Below are 18,242 nucleotides of genomic sequence, written 5' to 3'. Positions count from 1 at the left end.
AGGGAACTATTTCCTATCCTTTAGTTCGTTCATCATATCCAATATTGGGATGGCAGTGATCTCTTTTGTCACGGGAAAGCGCTCCTTACCCGGATAGACAATAAACCGTTTTGTGGCGTTGAGGTCCTCGCAACCTAAGTGAAAGCCTTTAGAGACGGAAGGCGCTTGTGAGCGTTTTATTTCAATGGCATATTTTTCCCTGCTATTCTTCTCGATGACCAGGTCTACTTCCGCTCCGGCCGACGTTCGGTAAAACCACGGTGTGACTCCTGTAGGGAGGCATGACAAAAGGTTCTCAAGAACAAAACCCTCCCAACTGGCTCCGACGACCGGATGCCCTAGCAGATCATCCATCGATGTCAAATTGAGCAGCGCATGCGTGATACCACTATCCCTTATATAAATTTTAGGCGCTTTGACGAGTCGTTTACCTACGTTCCCGGACCAGGGGCGAAGGGTGCGGATCAAGAGCAGATCTTCCAACAATTCTACATAGCGTTTTGCAGTAGGTGCAGCAACATCGAGGTTATTTCCGAGCTGAGCAATATTCAGCTGGCCCCCTTGACTGTGGGCCAGCATGGTCCAAAGATTGCGTAATGTCACGGCGGGTATACGGGGGCCAAGCTGTGGGACATCTCTTTCCAGGTAAGTACTGATGAAATTCAACCGCCACCTTAGACTGGCTTCGTCACTTTTTGACAGAAAGCTGTCGGGAAACCCTCCTCGAAGCCATAGTCGTTCGAAGTCGGCGGACGTTTTGTGATCGATTTCAGCTACTGTAAGACCCGACAACTCCTTATAAGCTATTCGACCGGCTAGCGATTCCGAGGATTGTTTTAGCAGGTCAAGCGATGCGGAGCCCAGGATTAAGAACTGACCTGTCCTGAATCCCTCACGCCGCCGGCGGTCAATTACACCCCGAAGGATTTGGAACAACTCGGGGACGCGCTGAATCTCATCGAGGATAATCAGTTTTCCCTTATGAATTTCAAAATATTCTTCCGGTTCATTAAGCTTAGCTGCCTCAGAAGGTCTTTCCAGGTCGAGATAGATGGGCTCTGGTTTTTCGGCGGCCGCAATTGTCTCGGCCAGGGTCGTTTTTCCGATCTGACGGGGCCCAAGAACCCCAACAGCAGGGAATTCCTCCAATAACTGGGTTAATTCTGACTGAGCTTGTCTTTTAATCATCCTTGCAATTATAATATAAAATATTCGATTTGCAAGGACTATTTTTGATAAGGGGTATACCCTTCCCACTCCCACGGGATCGTCACGCCCGTGAGGTCGTGAAACAGCTCCTTAAAAATACTTTCCCCGTTGCTGCTGTTGGTCATGACGATGACGGCCTTGCCCTGGTCGGGGAAGCATAGCGCATAGTGCTCCCAGCCGTCGTCGTGGCCCTCTTTGAAAAACGCGCGCCCGTACGGGCTTGTAAACAAACCCCAGCCGAGGCCGTAGGAGAGGTGGATGCCGAGGTTGGCCATGGTCGTGGCGGTATCCAGCGAGGGGAACTGTCTGCGGGAGACAATCGCGATCTGGGGGGACAGCATCTCATTTTTGGCTTTGGCAGAGACGCCGTCTCCGCGGAGCACGGCGGCTACGAAGCGGGTGTAGTCGGCAATGGTCGTTTCCATGGAGCCTGCGGCATTGGCCTTTGTCCGTCTGTTTTTGGGGAGGGCGTTCTCGTTTTCGAGGTGGCCGAGGGCGTAATCGCTTTCAAAAGCGGGCTGCCAGATATAGCTGGTCCGCCGCATGCCGAAGGGCTGGAAAATATATTCTTGCGCGAGGTCTTCCAGGGGGCGGCCGGTGACGGTCTCGACGACCATTTGCAGCAGGTACAGCCCTTCCCCGGAATAGGCGAATCGCTGGCCCGGGGTAAAAAAGAATTCCAGTTTATTGTTGTCTCTTGGGTTGAACCTTCGCCAATTGGGAAAACCGGTGGTGTGATCGAGGCAGTTCCTGGCGGTGATCAGCTTCCAGCGGTCGTCGCCCGCCAGGTCTTTATAGTTGTCGTATTCGGGGATGGGCTTGGGCAGGTAGGTGTATAGCGGTTTGTCGAGGTCGATCTGGCCGCGGTCTACGAGGTGCATGACCAGGTAGGCGAACAGCGCTTTGGACAGGGAGGCGCCATAGAAACAGGTGGCGGTGTCATTTAGCTTGTGTGCGGGTTTGTCTTTGTAGCCGTAGGCATGTATGTAGGCGGGCTGGTTGTTGTCTATGATACCCAGGCAGAGGCCAGTCACTTTGCCGGTTTCCATGAGCGTTGTTACCAGGCTGTCGATGGCGGTGGTCGTCAGTGGCCGGACGTATTGCGCGTTGGCGGCAAAGGAGAACGACGCCGCCAGCAGGACGAAGAGGACGCTTTTCATGTAATGAATATAAGCAAAGCGGGCGGCCCTGCAAAAGGCCGCCCGCTGCAAAAAAACTACGAAGTGCGGAGCTCCCGGGCGGTCTCGACCATGGCGACGAGTGCGGCCCTGGTCTCGGGCCAGGCCCTGGTTTTCAGACCGCAGTCGGGGTTTACCCAGAGTTGGTCGGCGGGCACGACGGACCGGGCTTTATCCATGAGGGCGCGCATTTCGGTTTTGGAAGGCACGCGGGGGGAGTGGATGTCGTAGACGCCGGGGCCGATTTCGTTGGGGTAGCGGAAGTCGGCGAAGGCGTCGAGCAGTTCCATCTGGGAGCGGGAACACTCGATGGTGATGACGTCGGCGTCCATGTCGGCGATGGCCTGGATGATGTCGTTGAATTCCGAATAGCACATGTGGGTGTGTATCTGGGTGGCGTCGGCTACGCCGCTGGCGGAAATGCGGAAGGCGCGGACGGCCCAGTCGAGGTATTCTTTCCAGTTGGCTTTGCGCAGGGGAAGGCCTTCGCGGATGGCGGGCTCGTCGATCTGGATCACGCGGATGCCGGCCTTTTCAAGGTCTGTGACTTCGTCACGGATGGCGAGGGCGATCTGGGTGCAGGTCGTACTGCGGGGCTGGTCGTTGCGGACGAAGGACCATTGCAGAATGGTCACGGGGCCGGTGAGCATGCCTTTGACCCATTTGTCGGTGAGGGACTGGGCGTAGGCGGACCAGCGGACGGTCATGGGTACCGGCCGGGAAACATCTCCGAAGATGATCGGGGGCTTGACGCAGCGGCTGCCATAGCTTTGTACCCAGCCGTTTTCGGTAAAGGCGAAGCCGTCGAGCTGCTCGCCGAAGTATTCGACCATGTCGTTGCGCTCGAACTCGCCGTGGACGAGGACGTCGATGCCGATGGATTCCTGCCAGCGGATGGCTTCCTCGGTTTCTTTTTCGATAAGCACATCATACTCCCGGGCCGTCAGTTCTCCTTTTTTCAGGCGGGCGCGGATGCCCCGTATTTCCGTTGTCTGGGGGAAGGAGCCGATGGTAGTGGTGGGGAACAGGGGCAGACGCAGCGTTTCGCGCTGACGGTCCCGGCGTTCGGGGAAGGCGTGCTGACGGCGGGCGTCTTTCTCGGTGATGAGGTCCACCCGGGACTTTACCTCCGGTTTGTGGATCAGCGGGGAGGCGCGCCGGCTATTGATGGCGTCGATATTTTCCTGTAAGAGCGGGTTGGCGCCACCGGCGGCCAGTGTACGAAGGGTGGCCACCTCCTGTACTTTTTGTTTGGCGAAGGCCAGCCATGGTTTGAGCATCGTGGTTTCCAGGTCCAGGTCGCAAGGGCTGTGGAGCAGGGAGCAGGAAGGCGCGATCCAGATCCGGTCTTTACCGATCTTACCGGCCGCCTTTTGGATGAATTGCAGGCTTTGGCGGAAATCGTTTTTCCAGATATTCCGACCGTCGACGACACCTAAGGAAAGTTTTGTACGGGTGTTGACAAAGGAAGTGGTCAGTATGTCGTCCAGTTGGGAAGGGCAGCGGACCAGGTCCAGGTGGAGTGTTCCTACGGGAAGGGCGAGGGCGGTGGACAGGTTCTCCCCATAGCATTCGAAATAGCTGGCCAGGATGATGTGCAGGTTTGGAAATGTAGCCTTGATCTCCGCATACGTTTTGACGATGGCCTGTTGTTCAGCAGTGGTAAGATCGAGGGAAAGACAGGGCTCGTCGAACTGTACATAGTACGCACCGGCCTCGTCGAGTTTTTCAAGAACGTCGAGGTAGACGGGCAGGAGTTTCTTGAGGAGATCCAGGCGGTGGAAGCCTGCCTCTTTTTCCTTACCTAATAACAGATAAGATACCGGGCCAAGCAACACGGGTTTGGCGTTGATGCCGGCTTCCCTGGCTTCGCGGTATTCATTGATCAGCTTCTGGCTGAAGAGACGGAAGGTCTGGCCGGCCGTAAATTCAGGGACGATGTAGTGGTAGTTGGTGTCGAACCACTTGGTCATTTCCATAGCGGTGACGTCATAACCGTCCTTTTGGTAACCCCGGGCCATGGCGAAAAGAAGGTCGATGTCGGGGAGCTGTTTGTCCACCGTGAGCGCATGATAGCGGTCGGGTATGGCGCCGACCATCAGGCTGGTGTCGAGCACCTGGTCATAGTAGGAGAAGTCACCGACGGGAATAAGGTCGATGCCTGCCTCCTGTTGGAGTTTCCAGTTTTGTTCACGAATCGTCTTGCCCGTGGCCATCAGCTGTGCCGCGGGGATTTTGCCGGCCCAGTATTGCTCGGCGGCTTTTTTGAGTTCACGTCGGCTGCCAATCCTCGGGTAGCCTAGGTTGTGTGTTTGCATGTCTTGCTTTTTAATGTTTTTGTAAACCGTTAAAAAGCGCTTGCTGAACCGCACAATGCTGCCTATGGAATGAAGTAGAGATGACGTTGCATCACACGACAATCGGCTTCTGTCCACGAAAGCATTGTCATACGGTGAAGGCAGGTCTCCTGGCTTGTAACATTTTCGCCGTCCTTCCCACCTCCCGGGGGAGGCAGTGGACTACGCGGGCAAAAACGGTGTCGTTACTTACAGTTGCGGGACAGCTTGTGATTTACACACAATTCCCTATTAACCCCGGTGCGGGACCGGGGACCTTCTCCGTTGATGAGGGATAAAGAAAGAGCTTCGGGCGGCAAAGATACAAAAAAAGCGGTCCGCTTGCTTAGCTGTTTTTAGGAGAGAGGTCGAATGGGACAATGACCTTGAAGGTGATGTTCCGCCCCATGTTGAACATCCCGGGCTGGATACCGGGGGGAACGACGGGGTTGTCGAAATACTTTAACCGGCTCATGTTCGACTGGTAGTTGATGTTGGCCAGGTTGGTGCCCTCGATGAAGAGCTGCACGATATTTTTGCCGGCGGCGTTCACCAGGTTGACGCCGAGACCGGCGCTCAGGAGGTTATAGCCGGCCGTATAGGTTTCCGTACCATAGGCGGCAAAGAAACGGTTCTGGGCGTCATAGTGATCAAAGCCGACGTATATATACCCTTTCTTGAAACGGCCAAAGCCCTTTTTGCTGTCCACGGTGCGCAGTTCCGTGTGGGTATGGAGCGGCGGGATAAAGGGCAGGTATTTCAGGCTGTCGGGGGCATGTCCTCCGTTGGAAAGATTGGTGCCGTAGGTCAGGGTGAGGGCGTTTTCGAAATGGAGCCAGGAGACCGGGTGGATGTCGAGATAGGCCTCGCCCCCGTCGATGCGCGCCTTGCTTTGGACATAGGAGAACTCGCTGTACTGGCCGTTGGGATTGGGCGATCCGTCGGCGTTGACCCGCTTGGGGTTACCGTTCGCGTCGAGCAGTTGTTCCTGGAAGATATAGTTTTGGATATTGTTGTCAAAGAAGCTGACGCTGGCGGTCAGGAAGGGATAGCTCAGCGCGACGCCGAAGTCTCCCTGCACACTGAATTCCGGTTTGAAATTGCTGTTGCCCACGTGGTAGATCTGCGAGCCCGGGTCGGGTCCGTTGGCGGACAGTTCGGCGATGCTGGGCGCGCGGTAGCCACGGGCAATGTTGGCCTTTACCAGGAAGTGGTCGGTGACGTTGTAGGTGGCCCCGATGCTGCCGGTGAGCCCGGAGAACGTCTTGTTCAAGGGACTGAATTGCAGGGCTACGTTAGGCGTCGTGGTGGGGTTTGGTCCTTTGTAAAGGGAAGGGTAGTAGGCTACGGATGTATCGATATAGGCACCCTGCCCGGAGAAGGAACGGGTGTCAAACCGGACACCGCCCAGCAGGTCGAATTTCTCATAGGTTTTCTTTTCCACGAGGAAAGCGCCGATGTCGAATTGGTGGTAAGCAGGGATCGGGAAATCGGTGCTGTAGCCTAAAGCATTGTTCTGGTACATCCCGTTGACACCAACGCTGGTTTCGTAACCACCCAGGTCGAAATTGTACTTGATGTCATAGTTATAGGTAGTGAGCTGGAGGTTAAGACCGGGGATATCCGGCGCGGTGGGGTGGGTAAACTCCCGCCGGTGGCTGTATTGCCAGCCAAGGTTGACATTGAGGTTACCATTGCCCAGGGCGAAGCTGCTGACGTCGTAGATGCGGTACAACTGGACGTGTTGGTGTAGGGTAGGGAGCGAATAGGAATTGAGCATCGAATTGCTGACGATCGGGCGGGTGGTGTCGGCGTCGGTGATCTGGTAGGTGAATTTGCGGGTGGCCGAGTCGCGGCTCCCGTCGGGTATTGCCTGTAGGTCATCGAACAAAGAGGCATTGAGGTAGGAATAGCCCCATTTTTTGTTAAGACCCAACATGACCCGTGCGTCTTTTTCGTTGAAGTTCGTCGCCCAGTTGCGTCCGTCCCGCTCGTTCTGGTAGTCTTTGGCCGCCTTTTGGGAAGCCTGAAGACCCCAGACAAACCCGTTCTCATTGCCTTGCAGGCGGACGGAACTATTGATCATCCCGTTGTTGGTGCCGTAGATGCCGCTGACATAGCCGAGTATTTTGCCTTGGGGCACGGGAGAGGGCGTGATCAGGTTAACGACACCCCCGATGGCGTCGGAGCCATAGCTGAGGCTGGCGGGGCCTTTGATGATCTCGACGCGGTCGATCGAGTTTTGGTCTACTTCGATGCCGTGTTCGTCGCCCCATTGCTGGCCCTCCTGGCGAATACCGTCTTCAGCCGTGACGACCCGGTTATAGCCCAGGCCGTGGATAAAGGGTTTGGAGATGTTGGGGCCCGTAGTGACGGCGCTGACACCCGGTACGTTGGCCACTGCATCGATGATATTGGTGGCGGCCGCGTGTTCCTGGAGGAAAGTTTTACTCAACGCGACAATGGGGATGGGTGTTCTTTTTAATTCCGTGGCCCTGCTGACACCGGTGACGACGACTTCATCCGTTTCGATGTTGGATATGGACATTTGAATATCCAGGGTAGACGTTTTGTTTAGGTCGATGGTCTTATAGACGGTGGCGTAGCCCACAAAGCTGATCTCCACCAGGTGAAGACCCTTGGAATTGAAGTTGAGGGTGAAATTCCCCTCCGCGTCGGTGAAGGTACCTATCTTAAGGTCGGGGATCGAAATGGAAGCACCGGCGATGGGCTTGCCATCGGTTTTTTCCTTGACGGTGCCGGATATGGAGCCGAAGAGGACGGTATTCCCTGCCATCAGGGGTTGGATATAAATTAAGGCAACAAATAGATATATGATCCGGTTCATGTTCCGTTTTGATTGTGCAGTAAAATAGACGTGAGGTCAGACTGGGGGTCTGAGATCGATTGGAATCAGGCGCAAACAGGAGTGACCGGAGGGCCTTTTAGGGAATAAAACACCTTTTCGGTATCAGGAACCGTCGTAGAGGGAATGTCTCCCAGCGCAGTAGCATTTTGGCTGGGGATAGTAAGGGTGAAGACGGTGGATTCCTCCAGCGGTAACATGGTATCGCTGAAGCAATCACAAGCCTGTTGAAGTTGTACGGGGGCTGCGGCAGAAGCGGTATTGTGCTCATGCAGCCAATGGTGCATCCACAAACGCAAGCCTACATGCTGGCTTAGGGCCAGCAGGAGAAGCACTGCAATAATCTTGGGATGCCGTCTGAACATGGGCAAAATTACTCCAAATGCAACAATATTTCAAATTTGGGAGAAAGTCGAACCGTTCATCAAAAAACGCAAGGGACTGAAAATTAATGCCCTTACCTATTTTCGATCCAGCATACTTTCAATTTTCGTTCGGCGAACAGCCAGGCGCCGCCTTGTTTGACCATTGTGTCGTAGTACCGGATACCGGCAATCATCAGCTTTTGCACCCCGTCGGGGACGGTCAGGTGATAGGCCCGGCAATAGGTGATGCCTGTTGCCCGGTCCCCGTCTACCTTGAGCGTACTTTGGCCGTTGAAGTGCATCGTTGAAAAGTATTGGTTCAGATCATTGAACACGGGGTAGAGGTTGTTTCTACCCATGACGACCTGGGTCGGCGTAGGCGATTTTTCGTCATAATATACCTCAAAGTTGGTGTCCTCGGTAAAGAGGGCTATATGTCCCTGGATATTGCGCGTATCGGCGCAATACGTGTAGGCGTCGATGAGTTCCCGGATGGCGATCCGGTCTTCCAGTTGTTGTAGCCTTTGTTCAGTGGTCATGGTTTTGGGGTTTTATTTCTGCGGGGGTCATTCCGTATTTATGCTTGAAGGAGGAGTAAAAGTGGGAGAGGTTTTCAAAACCGAGGTCGAGGTAGAAATCCTGCGGTTTCCGGTTTTTTTGCCTGATCAGGTAATAGGCTTCCGACAGGCGTTTGTCTTTGAGCCATTTTGCCGGTGAGGTCTTGAATGTTTGGGCGAATTCCCTTTTGAAACCGGTCAGGCTCCTGCCGGACAGTCTGGCAAAGTTCTCCAGCGGCGCATTGTACTGGAAATTCTTGAGCATGAATGCTTCGAGGTCTTGTTTGTGCGGGTCCGCAAAGTCAAAAAGAAAGGATTGCAGGCCTGGGCGTAGGTGTACGAGCAATGCTATGGCTTCATGGACCTTTAGGGTCGCCATCCTTGTGCTCACGTTTTTCCACTCCTTGATGTACGGCGTTATGGAATCGAAATAGCTTTTGAAAAAGGAATCGGGTTCGAGTATGATATTTTTCCCCCCACTATATTTTTCGGCACAGACAATGTCATTCTCCGACGCGAATTGTCGCAGGCGTTCGGTGGTCATCACCACGGAAAGGCATTTGTATTCATTGTTGGCGCCGGGGACCTTTTTGCTTTTGGCAAATTGATTCCCCCTGGCAAGCAACAGTTGCCCTTCTTCCAAAACCAGCTCGCCGCGCTGGTGATAAATATGGGTCTGACCCGATAGTTGATACGCCAGGAGGTGCTCAGGGACGAATTGTTCGTAGGCGTACGTTGTATCGAACGTACACGAATAAACGAAGGCGTCGCCTAGGCGCTGGAAAACGGGCCGCATATTGTAAAATTAAAAATTTAACTACGTCTCCATTTGCTGTGCGGGCCAAATTCATTTGCTGTGCGGGCCGCCTGGTCGAGGTACCCGGCGGGCAAACTTGCCGATGGTAAGGCCTTGTACGAGAATCGAAAAAAGAACGACCATGTAGGTGATGGCGACGAGGAATTGTCCCTGCATCGAGGCCGGGACAGACAACGCCAGCGCCACGGAAAGTCCCCCGCGGAGTCCGCCCCAGGTAAGGATACCGATGGCTTTTTTTTCAAAACCGGAGCGAAAGTGCAAGAGGCTTATAGGGATCAGTACGGACAGGTAACGGACGGCCAGGACGATGGGGATGACGCAGCATCCGGTAATAAGAATGGCGGTGGTGAAGGGTATGGCGATCATTTCCAGGCCGATCAGGAGGAAAAGAAGCGCGTTTAAGAGGTTGTCGGCCATGCTCCAGAATTGATCTATATAGTCCCTGGAGGTATCGGTCATGCCTTTCAGACGGGTTTTGTTACCGGTGATGAGGCCGGCCATGACCATGGCAAGGGGGCTGCTGACGTGTAAGTATTCTGCCAGGAGACTGCCACCCATGACAATGGCGATGGTGATGAGCAGTTCTACCTGGTAATAGTCAATGGTGCGCAACAGGTAGAAACCGGCGTAACCGAGGAGGACACCCAGCAGAATGCCGCCGCCCGCTTCCTGGGCGAACAGGCGCAGGACGTCTGTCAGTTGAAGATGGCCCGGCCCCGCTTGTGCGATCTGGTAGATGCATAGAAAGACAACGATGCCTACCCCGTCGTTAAAGAGCGACTCCCCGGTGATCCTGACTTCCATGGAAGGAGGTATGCCGGCTTTCCGGAGAATGCTCAGGACCGCGATGGGGTCGGTGGGCGAAATCAAGGCGCCAAAAAGAAGACAGTAGATGAGCCCGATAGGGTGGTGTAAAAGGCTACAAACGAAATATAAAAGCAGGGCGACCAGCGCGGTGGAAATTAAAACACTGATGGTCGAGAAGGTGAGTACGTAGCCGCTTTCTTTTTTTAATTGGTGGCCGTCGATGTGAATGGCGCCTGCGAAGAGCAGCAGGCCAAGCATATACCTCACGAGGATCTTATAGAAATCGATCCCGCGGATGAGGTCGGTGGCCTGCCGGAACAGGACGGGTTTTATGCCTCCCAGGATGATGATGCCCAGCGAAACGACGAGTGAGATAAGCATGACGCCGATGGTGTCGGGCAGGCGTAGGAAACGGTAGTTCAAATAGCCGAAAAGAGCGGCCAGGACGGTGAGGAGGGCGAAAACGTCGTAGAGTTGCATATAGATGACTAAAGGTATCCGATATTTCATTTATTTTAGCTGCACCTGCGTCAAATGAATTATTGGAAACATAGCCTTTTGTCAAGGAAAAAATTCCTGGGAACCCCGGAAGACTACTTGCCTATCCATAAGTTCTTGGATTCGAGCAAATTGTTTTACTTCGATATCAGGCATAGGATCCTTCTGCACCATACGTATGGGATAGATTTATGCATCGAAAAGTTTGGCGAATTTGTTTGTAATTCCGATGGGCGAAGAGTGCTCGTTCGCGATATTGCCGCGGAGCATTGTAAAGAAGATTTGCTGGGGGTTGTCCCCACTTTAAATAACTGGTTTAAATATGTAGATGATGACCTGCTTGGACATATTAAGCCGGTTCAGACGGCAGATGCCAAATTGAAGGAATTTATGTTGCGCCCGCTGTTGATGTCCGGGCTGAAGTCCACGTTGATGATCACGCACAGCAACTTTGGGATTTATCTTGCAAAGGAGTTCCTGGGAATCGATTATGCCTTGGAACTTGCATACCATCTTCAACCAACCGGTATTAATGAATTGCTGCCGTATATTAAGTTGGTCGACAGATGGCAGTATACCCCCGATATTAAACAATTGAAAGACCTTGACAATGAATCCAATTAAACAATTTTTTGCGCGGTTGTTTGGACAAGATCGTGTCGAAAAACAGGACCCGGCGAGGGCGCAGCCGGTGATCGTTCCAAACCGGACCGGGATAAATGTATTGATGGCGGGACGGGAAAAAGAGCGTATGGAAAGAATCGCAACGGGCGAAAGGGAACTTAAGGATTGGATTGTAAAGCGCGTAAGCGATAAGACCAGCCTGGTTTTTTCCTGGGAGAGCGGTGGTGATGAAGCTTTTGTTCATTTTGATGATGACATCACGGAAGAGGATGTTTCCGAGGATTTGGAGGAATATATCGTGAACAAATTGGATATACCCGATGCCGGAGAATTTAAAATGAATGGAAATGGGGTGATCTATATCGCCGATAATTTTGTCAGGGCGAAGTATAGCTCTACCATGAAAGAAATCATTGACTATAACGAGGACACAGACGAGGAGGTTTTTGGGGAAGTCGAAGTGGACAGCAATGATATTGCGTTGTTTGCTCTTTAGTTAACTTATAAACCCGGGTGGCTCTGGACTCCAGGGCCACCCGGAACGTTTACCGGGCAAGGTTGGCCTTGACGTAGGAAAAGCTGTTGGAGATGGCATCGTACACCGGGCGGCTGACCTGGTCTTGCTCGACGTAGAAGTATTCCATACCGGATTCTTTCTTGTAGCGGAATATTTCTTTATAGTCGATGACGCCGGTGCCGACTTCGGCGAAGTATTGCTGTCCGCCGGTGGTGTAGCTGGGGTCTGCTTTTACGGACATGTCTTTTACGTGCCACATTTTGAAGCGGCCGGGATGGTCTTTGATGAGCTGTATGGGGCTGAGACCGGCCCGGGTGACCCAGTACATGTCCATTTCAAAGAAAACCTGGGCCGGATCGGTTTGGTGTAGAAAGACGTCGAAGCCGGTTTTGCCACCGCCCCAGTCTTTGAATTCAAAGTTGTGGTTGTGGTAGGCGAGTTTCATGCCCGCTTTTCGGGCTTCCGTCGCTGCGACGTTGAACTTGTCGGCCAGTCGTTTGTAGTCGTCGAGGCTGGTGCGCATATTGTCCAGTAAGAAGGGGATGACGAAATAGCGGTGTCCCATGGCGGCGGCGGCGGCGATGTTATCCTTTAGTTCGTCCATGTCCCCTTTTGTCAGGTAGTTGACCATCATATAGTGACCGCTGGGGGTGGCGAGCTTGTATTTTTTGAGCAACCCGAAGAATTGTGCCGGGGTCTGGCCAAAGAATTTGCCGTTGCCATAGCCAAAAAGCTCCACCGAAGTATAGCCGATCTGGGCTATTTTGGCGAGGGTTTCTTCGGGGTCCTTTGCAATTTGGTCGCGAACGGTGAACAATTGAAGACCTATAAGCGAGGAAGGGGGAAACAGAATTTTCGGGGTGAAGAGGAGCCCGGTGGTGGCCAGACTGGCTTGTTTTATAAACGTGCGTCGGGTTTGCATAGTCAATCGTTTTGAATTTGGGTAAATGTAAAATTATTTTCTATGAAATCCTGACAGTTGTCCCTGGCGGAAAGGTAAAGTTGGTGATAATCACAGAAACCGTCCTGATCCCGTACGGACGCAAAACCCGAGCTCAGGGACGTGAGCCCCGGATAGGCCTTTTCGATCAGCGCCGGATCGTTTTGGAAATGGGCGCAGTGTTGGCAGGCGGGCGTTTTCATACATCAATGGGTGGCAACCGCCGCCCAATAGTGGCCAAAAATGAGGACCGAGAGGACATAGCCCAAGGCCACGTTTACAATAACCCCGATCGTGAACGCAATAATGGGTTTGGCCCCGGCGCCCGCCAATTCCCGGAACCGGGTCGTCAACCCGATACTCAGGAAGCTGAAGGTGAACGCCCAGGTTCGCAGTGACGTGATGGGCGTGATCAGGGAGGGTTTTACTATTTTATTGTATTCGGAGAGCGTATTTCCATGGACGATAACGGTCGTTAGTATCGAGGCTATTAGGAATCCGATGACGAATTTGGGAAAGCGCCACCATATCTGACCGGCATCGGCCTTCGCGTTGGTCTCCGTGCGTTCCCAAACGGTAACAGAAATGAACGCCAGGACAAACGCCCAGATGCCGATCCAGATGTCTCTGCCGATGACTTTGATCAGAGTGTAGGAGGCCAGCGCCTGGTCGGCCGTACCCGAAATACCCAAACCCTTACCGGCCAGGTTTCCATAAGATTGGGCCGCGGCCAGGCCGGCTGCGTCCGCGAATTCCGATGTTCCGATCCAGGCGCCGCCTACGCCTGTCGGCAGGTGGAGCACCCGTGATACCAGCGGCAACGCGAAAATGAAGATGATCGCCCAAAAGACGACAAGGCTTATGGCAATAGGGGGATGCTCTTTCTTAGCCCGCACGGCGCCGGCAACGGCAATCGAAGCGGACACGCCGCAGACAGCGCCACCCGCGCCCAGCACTGCCGCCAGGCGGTGATCCAGCCCCAGCTTCCGGGCCGTGAAGAAGATGGTCAAAAAGGTGATGATGGACACGACGGAGGCTTGTAAAATTGCCACCGGCCCGGCCCAGATGATGAGCGTGAAAGGCAGGGTGGCGCCCAGCAGGACAATGCCCAGTTTTATATAAAACTCGACCCGGAAACCGGCATCGAGCCAGCGGGGTAACCCGATGACGTTTGACAGGAGAAGTCCTAGCAAGAGGGCCACCAGCGGAGGTTCCAGGTTATAACGACTGGCCTGGTCCCAGGCACCCACGAAATAGATAATCGTCGAAAGAACAAAAACAAGGATAAATGACGGGATGAATTCCTTTGGTTTTTGCCCGATAAAGGACGTCACGATCGTGAAAAGGATCAGGCAGGCGCCGAGCAAAGCGAGGTACCGGGGTGCTGTTGCCGAAAGTTGCGTCCCCAGTTGTGACAGGGTCGACCATTTGGCCGGTGCCACCGCGATCCAGGAAATGCTGGAGCCGCCCAGATAAAAGATATAGGCCAGGATAATGATCCCCAGACCAAGCCAAACAGCCCACCAGTCTTCCTTTGACCAGGATTTCATAAGCGTGGTTTCATTTGTTTACCGAAAGATACAGGAAAAATAATAAGTCTACAAAATCAGTGGGGTATTATTTTCTGAGGCCGTACCAAAGCTCCACCATTCCGTTTTTGTAGGCGTTCACGTCTTTCAGGTGTAAGGCTTGTTCTTGTTCCAGGTGGTCAAAAAGCGGGGTCCCGTCCCCCAATATAACGGGCACAACGGTCAACCTGATGTCGTCGGCGAGCTTTGCACGGATGAAATCCCTGACCAGCATAGCCCCGCCGACGACCCAGACGTTCTTGTATCTGGGTTGTAATCGTTCGTGGACAAGTTTTTTTAAGTCACCCGAATAGATGTCGATGTGTGGTCTGTCCATAGGAAGGTTCCTATGCGTCAGGACAATGACCGGTACGTTGCCATAAGCCCAACCGTAAGATTTTGAAAGCTCCAGGGCGTGTTCATAGGTCCGGGCGCCCATGACATAGCAATCGATCGTTTTGAGAAAGGCTGCCGCCTCCTCCTGGCTGACGGTTGTTCCTTTTTCATAGTGTTCCGGTGTGTCGAACCAGGACACACTGTTGTCTCTTTTGGCAATGATGCCGTCAAGGCTGGAGACGATATGTATCGTTATTTTTATAACGGCCTTTTATAATGTGTGAGATCGCATTCAAGGCTCTCGTCCCAGTGCCCGGTGACGGCAGCCGCGCGGTACGTCGCCTTCAGAAACCGCATCAGCGTGGCTTCGGGGTCGGTGGATTGCCGCACGGCTTCATAAGGAAGAAAGAATTCGCCCATGGCCTCGCTGTAATAAGCCTCCGAAGGCTCGACGGGCTGGCGGCCAAAGTCGGGGGGCGTCGGATAACAATAGGAATAAAAGACCGGCGTCGGAAAATCGCCGGAGCCCGGCCAGAAACCGCAACTGCTGACTTCATGGGAGTAGGCTTCCTGCATGACATCGTCCGGTATATTGGGCATCCCGCCCGGGTGTATGGGCGCCTTTCGGCCTGAGAAGCGGGTGACCGCCAGATCGAAGGCGCCCCAGAAGAAGTGGATCGGGCTTACCTTGCCCCTGAACCCGGCCCGGAACCGGTTGAAGACAACATCCGTCTTTGCGAGCGCCTGGAAAAGAAGATGCATCTCCTGCTTGTCATAGCTGGCATGCAGATGGTCTTCGGCGAAAGGGATGGCGCCGGCAATTTCATTCGGCTTTCCAAATATCCTGACATCAATGCCCAGGTTGTGGAGCATATCCAAAAGCGACGCGTAGAAGTCGGCCACTGAACGTGGATATAAGGGTATGCTGCGGGTGGCGCCATCATTAGTGGCGACTTTCACTTCGTGACCGACAAAATCCATGAGGATCTCGAAGGTGCCGCCCGTATAGGGCATGGTGCCGGTCGTGAGACCGCGGGGGTTTACGTACAAGGTGACATGCCAGGAGTGGTTCAGCCAGGGCATTTGCCGGAGCCGTATCTTGCCTACGATCTGTGTCCAGAGATGGACTGTCTCCAGTGTATCTCTATACCGGTCGAAATTCAGAAGAGGCCAGGGCGTCATATTTTTCGTTTTGTTACATTATCGATCCAGCCAGTCTTTAAATTCGGCTGCTTTGTTCTTACTGATGATGATCTCCTCGGGCGCCTGGGGATGCATGACCAGTTGCAGTTGGTTCTTGCCGTAGACCAGGATGGTCTTGATGGCATTGACGTTCACGATACACTGTCGGTTGGCGCGGTAAAAAATGTCGTTGTCCAGTTGTTTCATCAATTCATCGAGGCTGGTGTTCACGGTGTGGCGCTGGTTCAGGAACGTTTGCACAAAGACGCTGTTTTCCGATAAGAAGATAAACGCAATGTCGCCGACTTCTAAAGATACCATTTCATCCCGTTGGTAGGTCACCAGCCGTTTGCGGGTGCTTTCGGCGACTTTTTTTGCCGCAAGGTCTTTATTGAGCCGGAGGATTTCCTGGTCCATTTGCCGTTCGTATTTCCCATAGATCAGCCTTATCAGCAAAAAACAACTGCCCGAGATCAGTAATACCATCAAAATGATGCCGACCATAAACTGGTGGTAGAGGTTGTCCAGTTGTGCCTGCAATACTGTCACATTGGCGTGCGCGGCCACCATCCAATCGCTGCCTTTCACGGGATAGACGGTTACGATTTCCGAGCTGCGGTGTTTTGCCACCGGGAAGCTCCGCAGCCCCGTGCCGGCTTTCCCCAGATGCAGGATGTCGCTGAAGGGCGCCGGGCTGCCGTTCCGGATAAACAGCGAGTTACCCGCGTCGATCTTTTGCCCGACGAGGGCCGGATCGGGATGGCAAAGCTCGATGCCGTTGGTGTCGTACATGCATACAAACTCGCTTTGCGCATCGGTATTGACGATACTCTGCTGGAGGTTGTCAATGACTTTTTGAGGAGGTTGTCCATTGTCAAGTTGTTCTTCCAACAGCCGGCCGATTTCGCGGGTTTCACGCCGGCCCGATTCCATTTTATGGTTCCAGATTGCTTCCCGGGCTGTATGGTAACAATAACTACACGCACCGATCCCTGCTACAAGCGTGACTATGCTTATGCCGACAAATAATAATATGTATAGCCTGACTTTTTCCATATCTTTTACGATGGGCTAAATTAAGCACTTCCCTTTCGCGGCCCGATATTCTTCTTCGGGAGCAATTTTATCCCTTTCACGACTATCGGATCTAGTAACCCAATGATTATGAGCAATTTTGAAGTATGAAAAAAGTCCTCATTATCGCCGCTGTCGTCGGCGGATTTTTCGGGTTGATGCAGTTGGTTCGTCCGGAAAAAATAGCCAGTGCACCGGTGGGTGACCTGGCAGGGGTTCCCAAAGAGGTCGATGACATCCTCCGGAAATCCTGTTTCGACTGCCATTCGTCCCAAACCAACCTGCGCTGGTACGACCAGATAAGCCCGGTCAATTTTTTGGTATACCGGGATGTCCGGGATGGACGCAAAGCCCTTGATTTCTCCAATTGGGATTCCATGGCGACCCCCGCACAAAACAGCACCTTATATTATGCACTGAACAAGGTGTTGGAGAAGGGGATGCCGCTGCCGGCCTATACGTTTGTGCACGGCCCCGCCCGGTTAAGCCCGGAGGAGGTAGATATACTAAAGAAATATACCTTGTCACGAACGCCGCGAATATTAACCGATACCGCGGAAGTGGTGACACCGGTCTCCCTTGCCGCGGCAAAACCGGCGCCCAATGGCATTGCCTATGTTCCCGGCTATCGCAGCTGGCAGGTATTGAATACTTCCGACCGGTTTGACAATGGGACCCTGCGGATCATTTTTGCCAATGATATTGCTGTGAAAGCCATACAAGCGCATCAAACAAACGTCTGGCCGGATGGGACCATTTTTGCCAAAACCGCGTGGAAAGAACAGGTACACGCGGATGGCCGTGTGACAGCGGGGGCCTTCTTCCAGGTGGAGTTTATGATAAAAGACGCCAAAAAATATGCAAAAACGGCGGGTTGGGGCTGGGCGCGCTGGCGGGGGGACAGTCTGAAACCTTATGGCGCCAACCGGCTTTTTGCCACGGAATGCGTCACTTGTCACCAGCCCATGCATGACAATGATTTTGTATTTACAAGGCCTTTGGACCGTAGCTTTGCGGACGAGCTGCCGGAAAACCCTTTGTTGCTGCACACCATCACCGGCATGGTCCACTCCAACGACAGCACGATGTCCATGTTGTATGGCAACGACGCGGCATTTGCGTATGCCGGCAGCCACAGCGACGGTCATTACCCCGGGGGCGCCCTTTTGTATGAGGTGACCTGGAGGCAGCAGCCTGATGAACGGTGGACCGGTGCCAATATTCCGGAAAGAATCCTTTCTGTCGAGCGGCTGGCGTTTTGGGTAGACGGTCAACCGGTGTATACAATGTATAAAGGTACACCTTTGAGGGGGGGAAACCGGGTTTCGGCTATTGCCGGGGAAAGGATGGCGGTGGCGCCGTGATTGC

The 18,242-nt window shown here is 53.4% G+C and carries 17 protein-coding genes and 1 riboswitch; of the genes, 3 read left to right on the top strand and 14 right to left on the bottom strand.

Annotated features, from left to right (window positions below):
• Positions 1 to 6: 6 nt before the first annotated feature.
• From EDB95_RS00560 to EDB95_RS00525, 8 genes are all read right to left on the bottom strand, one after another.
• Positions 7 to 1,188, bottom strand: coding sequence for an ATP-binding protein (locus EDB95_RS00560; RefSeq protein WP_133989542.1), 1,182 nt, complete (start codon positions 1,186 to 1,188; stop codon positions 7 to 9).
• Between the two features lie 38 nt (positions 1,189 to 1,226).
• Complete coding sequence (locus EDB95_RS00555; protein ID WP_133989540.1) at positions 1,227 to 2,369, bottom strand: serine hydrolase domain-containing protein; 1,143 nt, start codon at positions 2,367 to 2,369, stop codon at positions 1,227 to 1,229.
• A gap of 56 nt (positions 2,370 to 2,425) precedes the next feature.
• Positions 2,426 to 4,705 (bottom strand): 5-methyltetrahydropteroyltriglutamate--homocysteine S-methyltransferase, encoded by a 2,280-nt coding sequence (gene metE, locus EDB95_RS00550; RefSeq protein WP_133989538.1) that lies wholly within the window; start codon positions 4,703 to 4,705, stop codon positions 2,426 to 2,428.
• Positions 4,706 to 4,827: 122 nt separating this feature from the next.
• Positions 4,828 to 5,019, bottom strand: a riboswitch (cobalamin riboswitch).
• A 50-nt stretch (positions 5,020 to 5,069) separates the two neighbouring features.
• Positions 5,070 to 7,571 (bottom strand): TonB-dependent receptor, encoded by a 2,502-nt coding sequence (locus EDB95_RS00545; protein ID WP_133989536.1) that lies wholly within the window; start codon positions 7,569 to 7,571, stop codon positions 5,070 to 5,072.
• 65 nt (positions 7,572 to 7,636) lie between these two features.
• Positions 7,637 to 7,954 (bottom strand): hypothetical protein, encoded by a 318-nt coding sequence (locus tag EDB95_RS00540; protein ID WP_133989534.1) that lies wholly within the window; start codon positions 7,952 to 7,954, stop codon positions 7,637 to 7,639.
• A gap of 92 nt (positions 7,955 to 8,046) precedes the next feature.
• The gene (locus EDB95_RS00535) at positions 8,047 to 8,493 is read right to left on the bottom strand and encodes a nuclear transport factor 2 family protein (RefSeq protein ID WP_133989532.1); all 447 of its coding nucleotides are present in this window, start codon (positions 8,491 to 8,493) and stop codon (positions 8,047 to 8,049) included.
• Positions 8,483 to 9,307: a helix-turn-helix domain-containing protein gene (locus tag EDB95_RS00530; protein ID WP_133989530.1), complete on the bottom strand. Its 825-nt coding sequence runs from the start codon at positions 9,305 to 9,307 to the stop codon at positions 8,483 to 8,485. The genes EDB95_RS00535 and EDB95_RS00530 overlap by 11 nt, the downstream gene beginning before the upstream one ends.
• A gap of 51 nt (positions 9,308 to 9,358) precedes the next feature.
• Positions 9,359 to 10,615, bottom strand: a complete 1,257-nt coding sequence (locus EDB95_RS00525; RefSeq protein WP_133989528.1) for a cation:proton antiporter — start codon at positions 10,613 to 10,615, stop codon at positions 9,359 to 9,361.
• A 54-nt stretch (positions 10,616 to 10,669) separates the two neighbouring features.
• On the opposite strand from EDB95_RS00525, the gene EDB95_RS00520 reads away from it, so the two are divergent.
• Together EDB95_RS00520 and EDB95_RS00515 are read left to right on the top strand one after the other, a co-directional pair.
• Positions 10,670 to 11,257, top strand: coding sequence for a DUF6915 family protein (locus EDB95_RS00520; protein ID WP_394346378.1), 588 nt, complete (start codon positions 10,670 to 10,672; stop codon positions 11,255 to 11,257).
• Positions 11,244 to 11,753, top strand: a complete 510-nt coding sequence (locus tag EDB95_RS00515) for a hypothetical protein (RefSeq protein ID WP_133989524.1) — start codon at positions 11,244 to 11,246, stop codon at positions 11,751 to 11,753. The genes EDB95_RS00520 and EDB95_RS00515 overlap by 14 nt, the downstream gene beginning before the upstream one ends.
• Positions 11,754 to 11,802: 49 nt before the next feature.
• Here the strand turns inward: EDB95_RS00515 and EDB95_RS00510 are convergent, their stop codons facing one another.
• The 6 genes from EDB95_RS00510 to EDB95_RS00485 form a co-directional block, all read right to left on the bottom strand.
• Positions 11,803 to 12,696, bottom strand: coding sequence for a sugar phosphate isomerase/epimerase family protein (locus EDB95_RS00510; RefSeq protein WP_133989522.1), 894 nt, complete (start codon positions 12,694 to 12,696; stop codon positions 11,803 to 11,805).
• Between the two features lie 2 nt (positions 12,697 to 12,698).
• Complete coding sequence (locus EDB95_RS00505) at positions 12,699 to 12,917, bottom strand: hypothetical protein (RefSeq protein ID WP_133989520.1); 219 nt, start codon at positions 12,915 to 12,917, stop codon at positions 12,699 to 12,701.
• A gap of 3 nt (positions 12,918 to 12,920) precedes the next feature.
• Complete coding sequence (locus tag EDB95_RS00500; protein ID WP_133989519.1) at positions 12,921 to 14,264, bottom strand: YeiH family protein; 1,344 nt, start codon at positions 14,262 to 14,264, stop codon at positions 12,921 to 12,923.
• 67 nt (positions 14,265 to 14,331) lie between these two features.
• The gene (locus tag EDB95_RS00495; RefSeq protein WP_262710530.1) at positions 14,332 to 14,868 is read right to left on the bottom strand and encodes a dihydrofolate reductase family protein; all 537 of its coding nucleotides are present in this window, start codon (positions 14,866 to 14,868) and stop codon (positions 14,332 to 14,334) included.
• An 8-nt stretch (positions 14,869 to 14,876) separates the two neighbouring features.
• A complete protein-coding gene (locus EDB95_RS00490; protein WP_133989515.1) occupies positions 14,877 to 15,800 on the bottom strand; it encodes a DUF5996 family protein in 924 nt (307 codons plus the stop codon).
• 18 nt (positions 15,801 to 15,818) lie between these two features.
• Positions 15,819 to 16,733, bottom strand: coding sequence for a LytR/AlgR family response regulator transcription factor (locus tag EDB95_RS00485; protein ID WP_246073419.1), 915 nt, complete (start codon positions 16,731 to 16,733; stop codon positions 15,819 to 15,821).
• Between the two features lie 248 nt (positions 16,734 to 16,981).
• On the opposite strand from EDB95_RS00485, the gene EDB95_RS00480 reads away from it, so the two are divergent.
• Positions 16,982 to 18,238, top strand: a complete 1,257-nt coding sequence (locus tag EDB95_RS00480; RefSeq protein WP_133989511.1) for a cytochrome P460 family protein — start codon at positions 16,982 to 16,984, stop codon at positions 18,236 to 18,238.
• Positions 18,239 to 18,242 lie beyond the last annotated feature (4 nt).

The sequence above is a fragment of the Dinghuibacter silviterrae genome, assembly GCF_004366355.1.
Classification (GTDB): Bacteria; Bacteroidota; Bacteroidia; order Chitinophagales; family Chitinophagaceae; genus Dinghuibacter; species Dinghuibacter silviterrae.
Note: the sequence above shows the minus strand (reverse complement) of the source record. Positions and strands in the feature narration are given on the sequence as shown.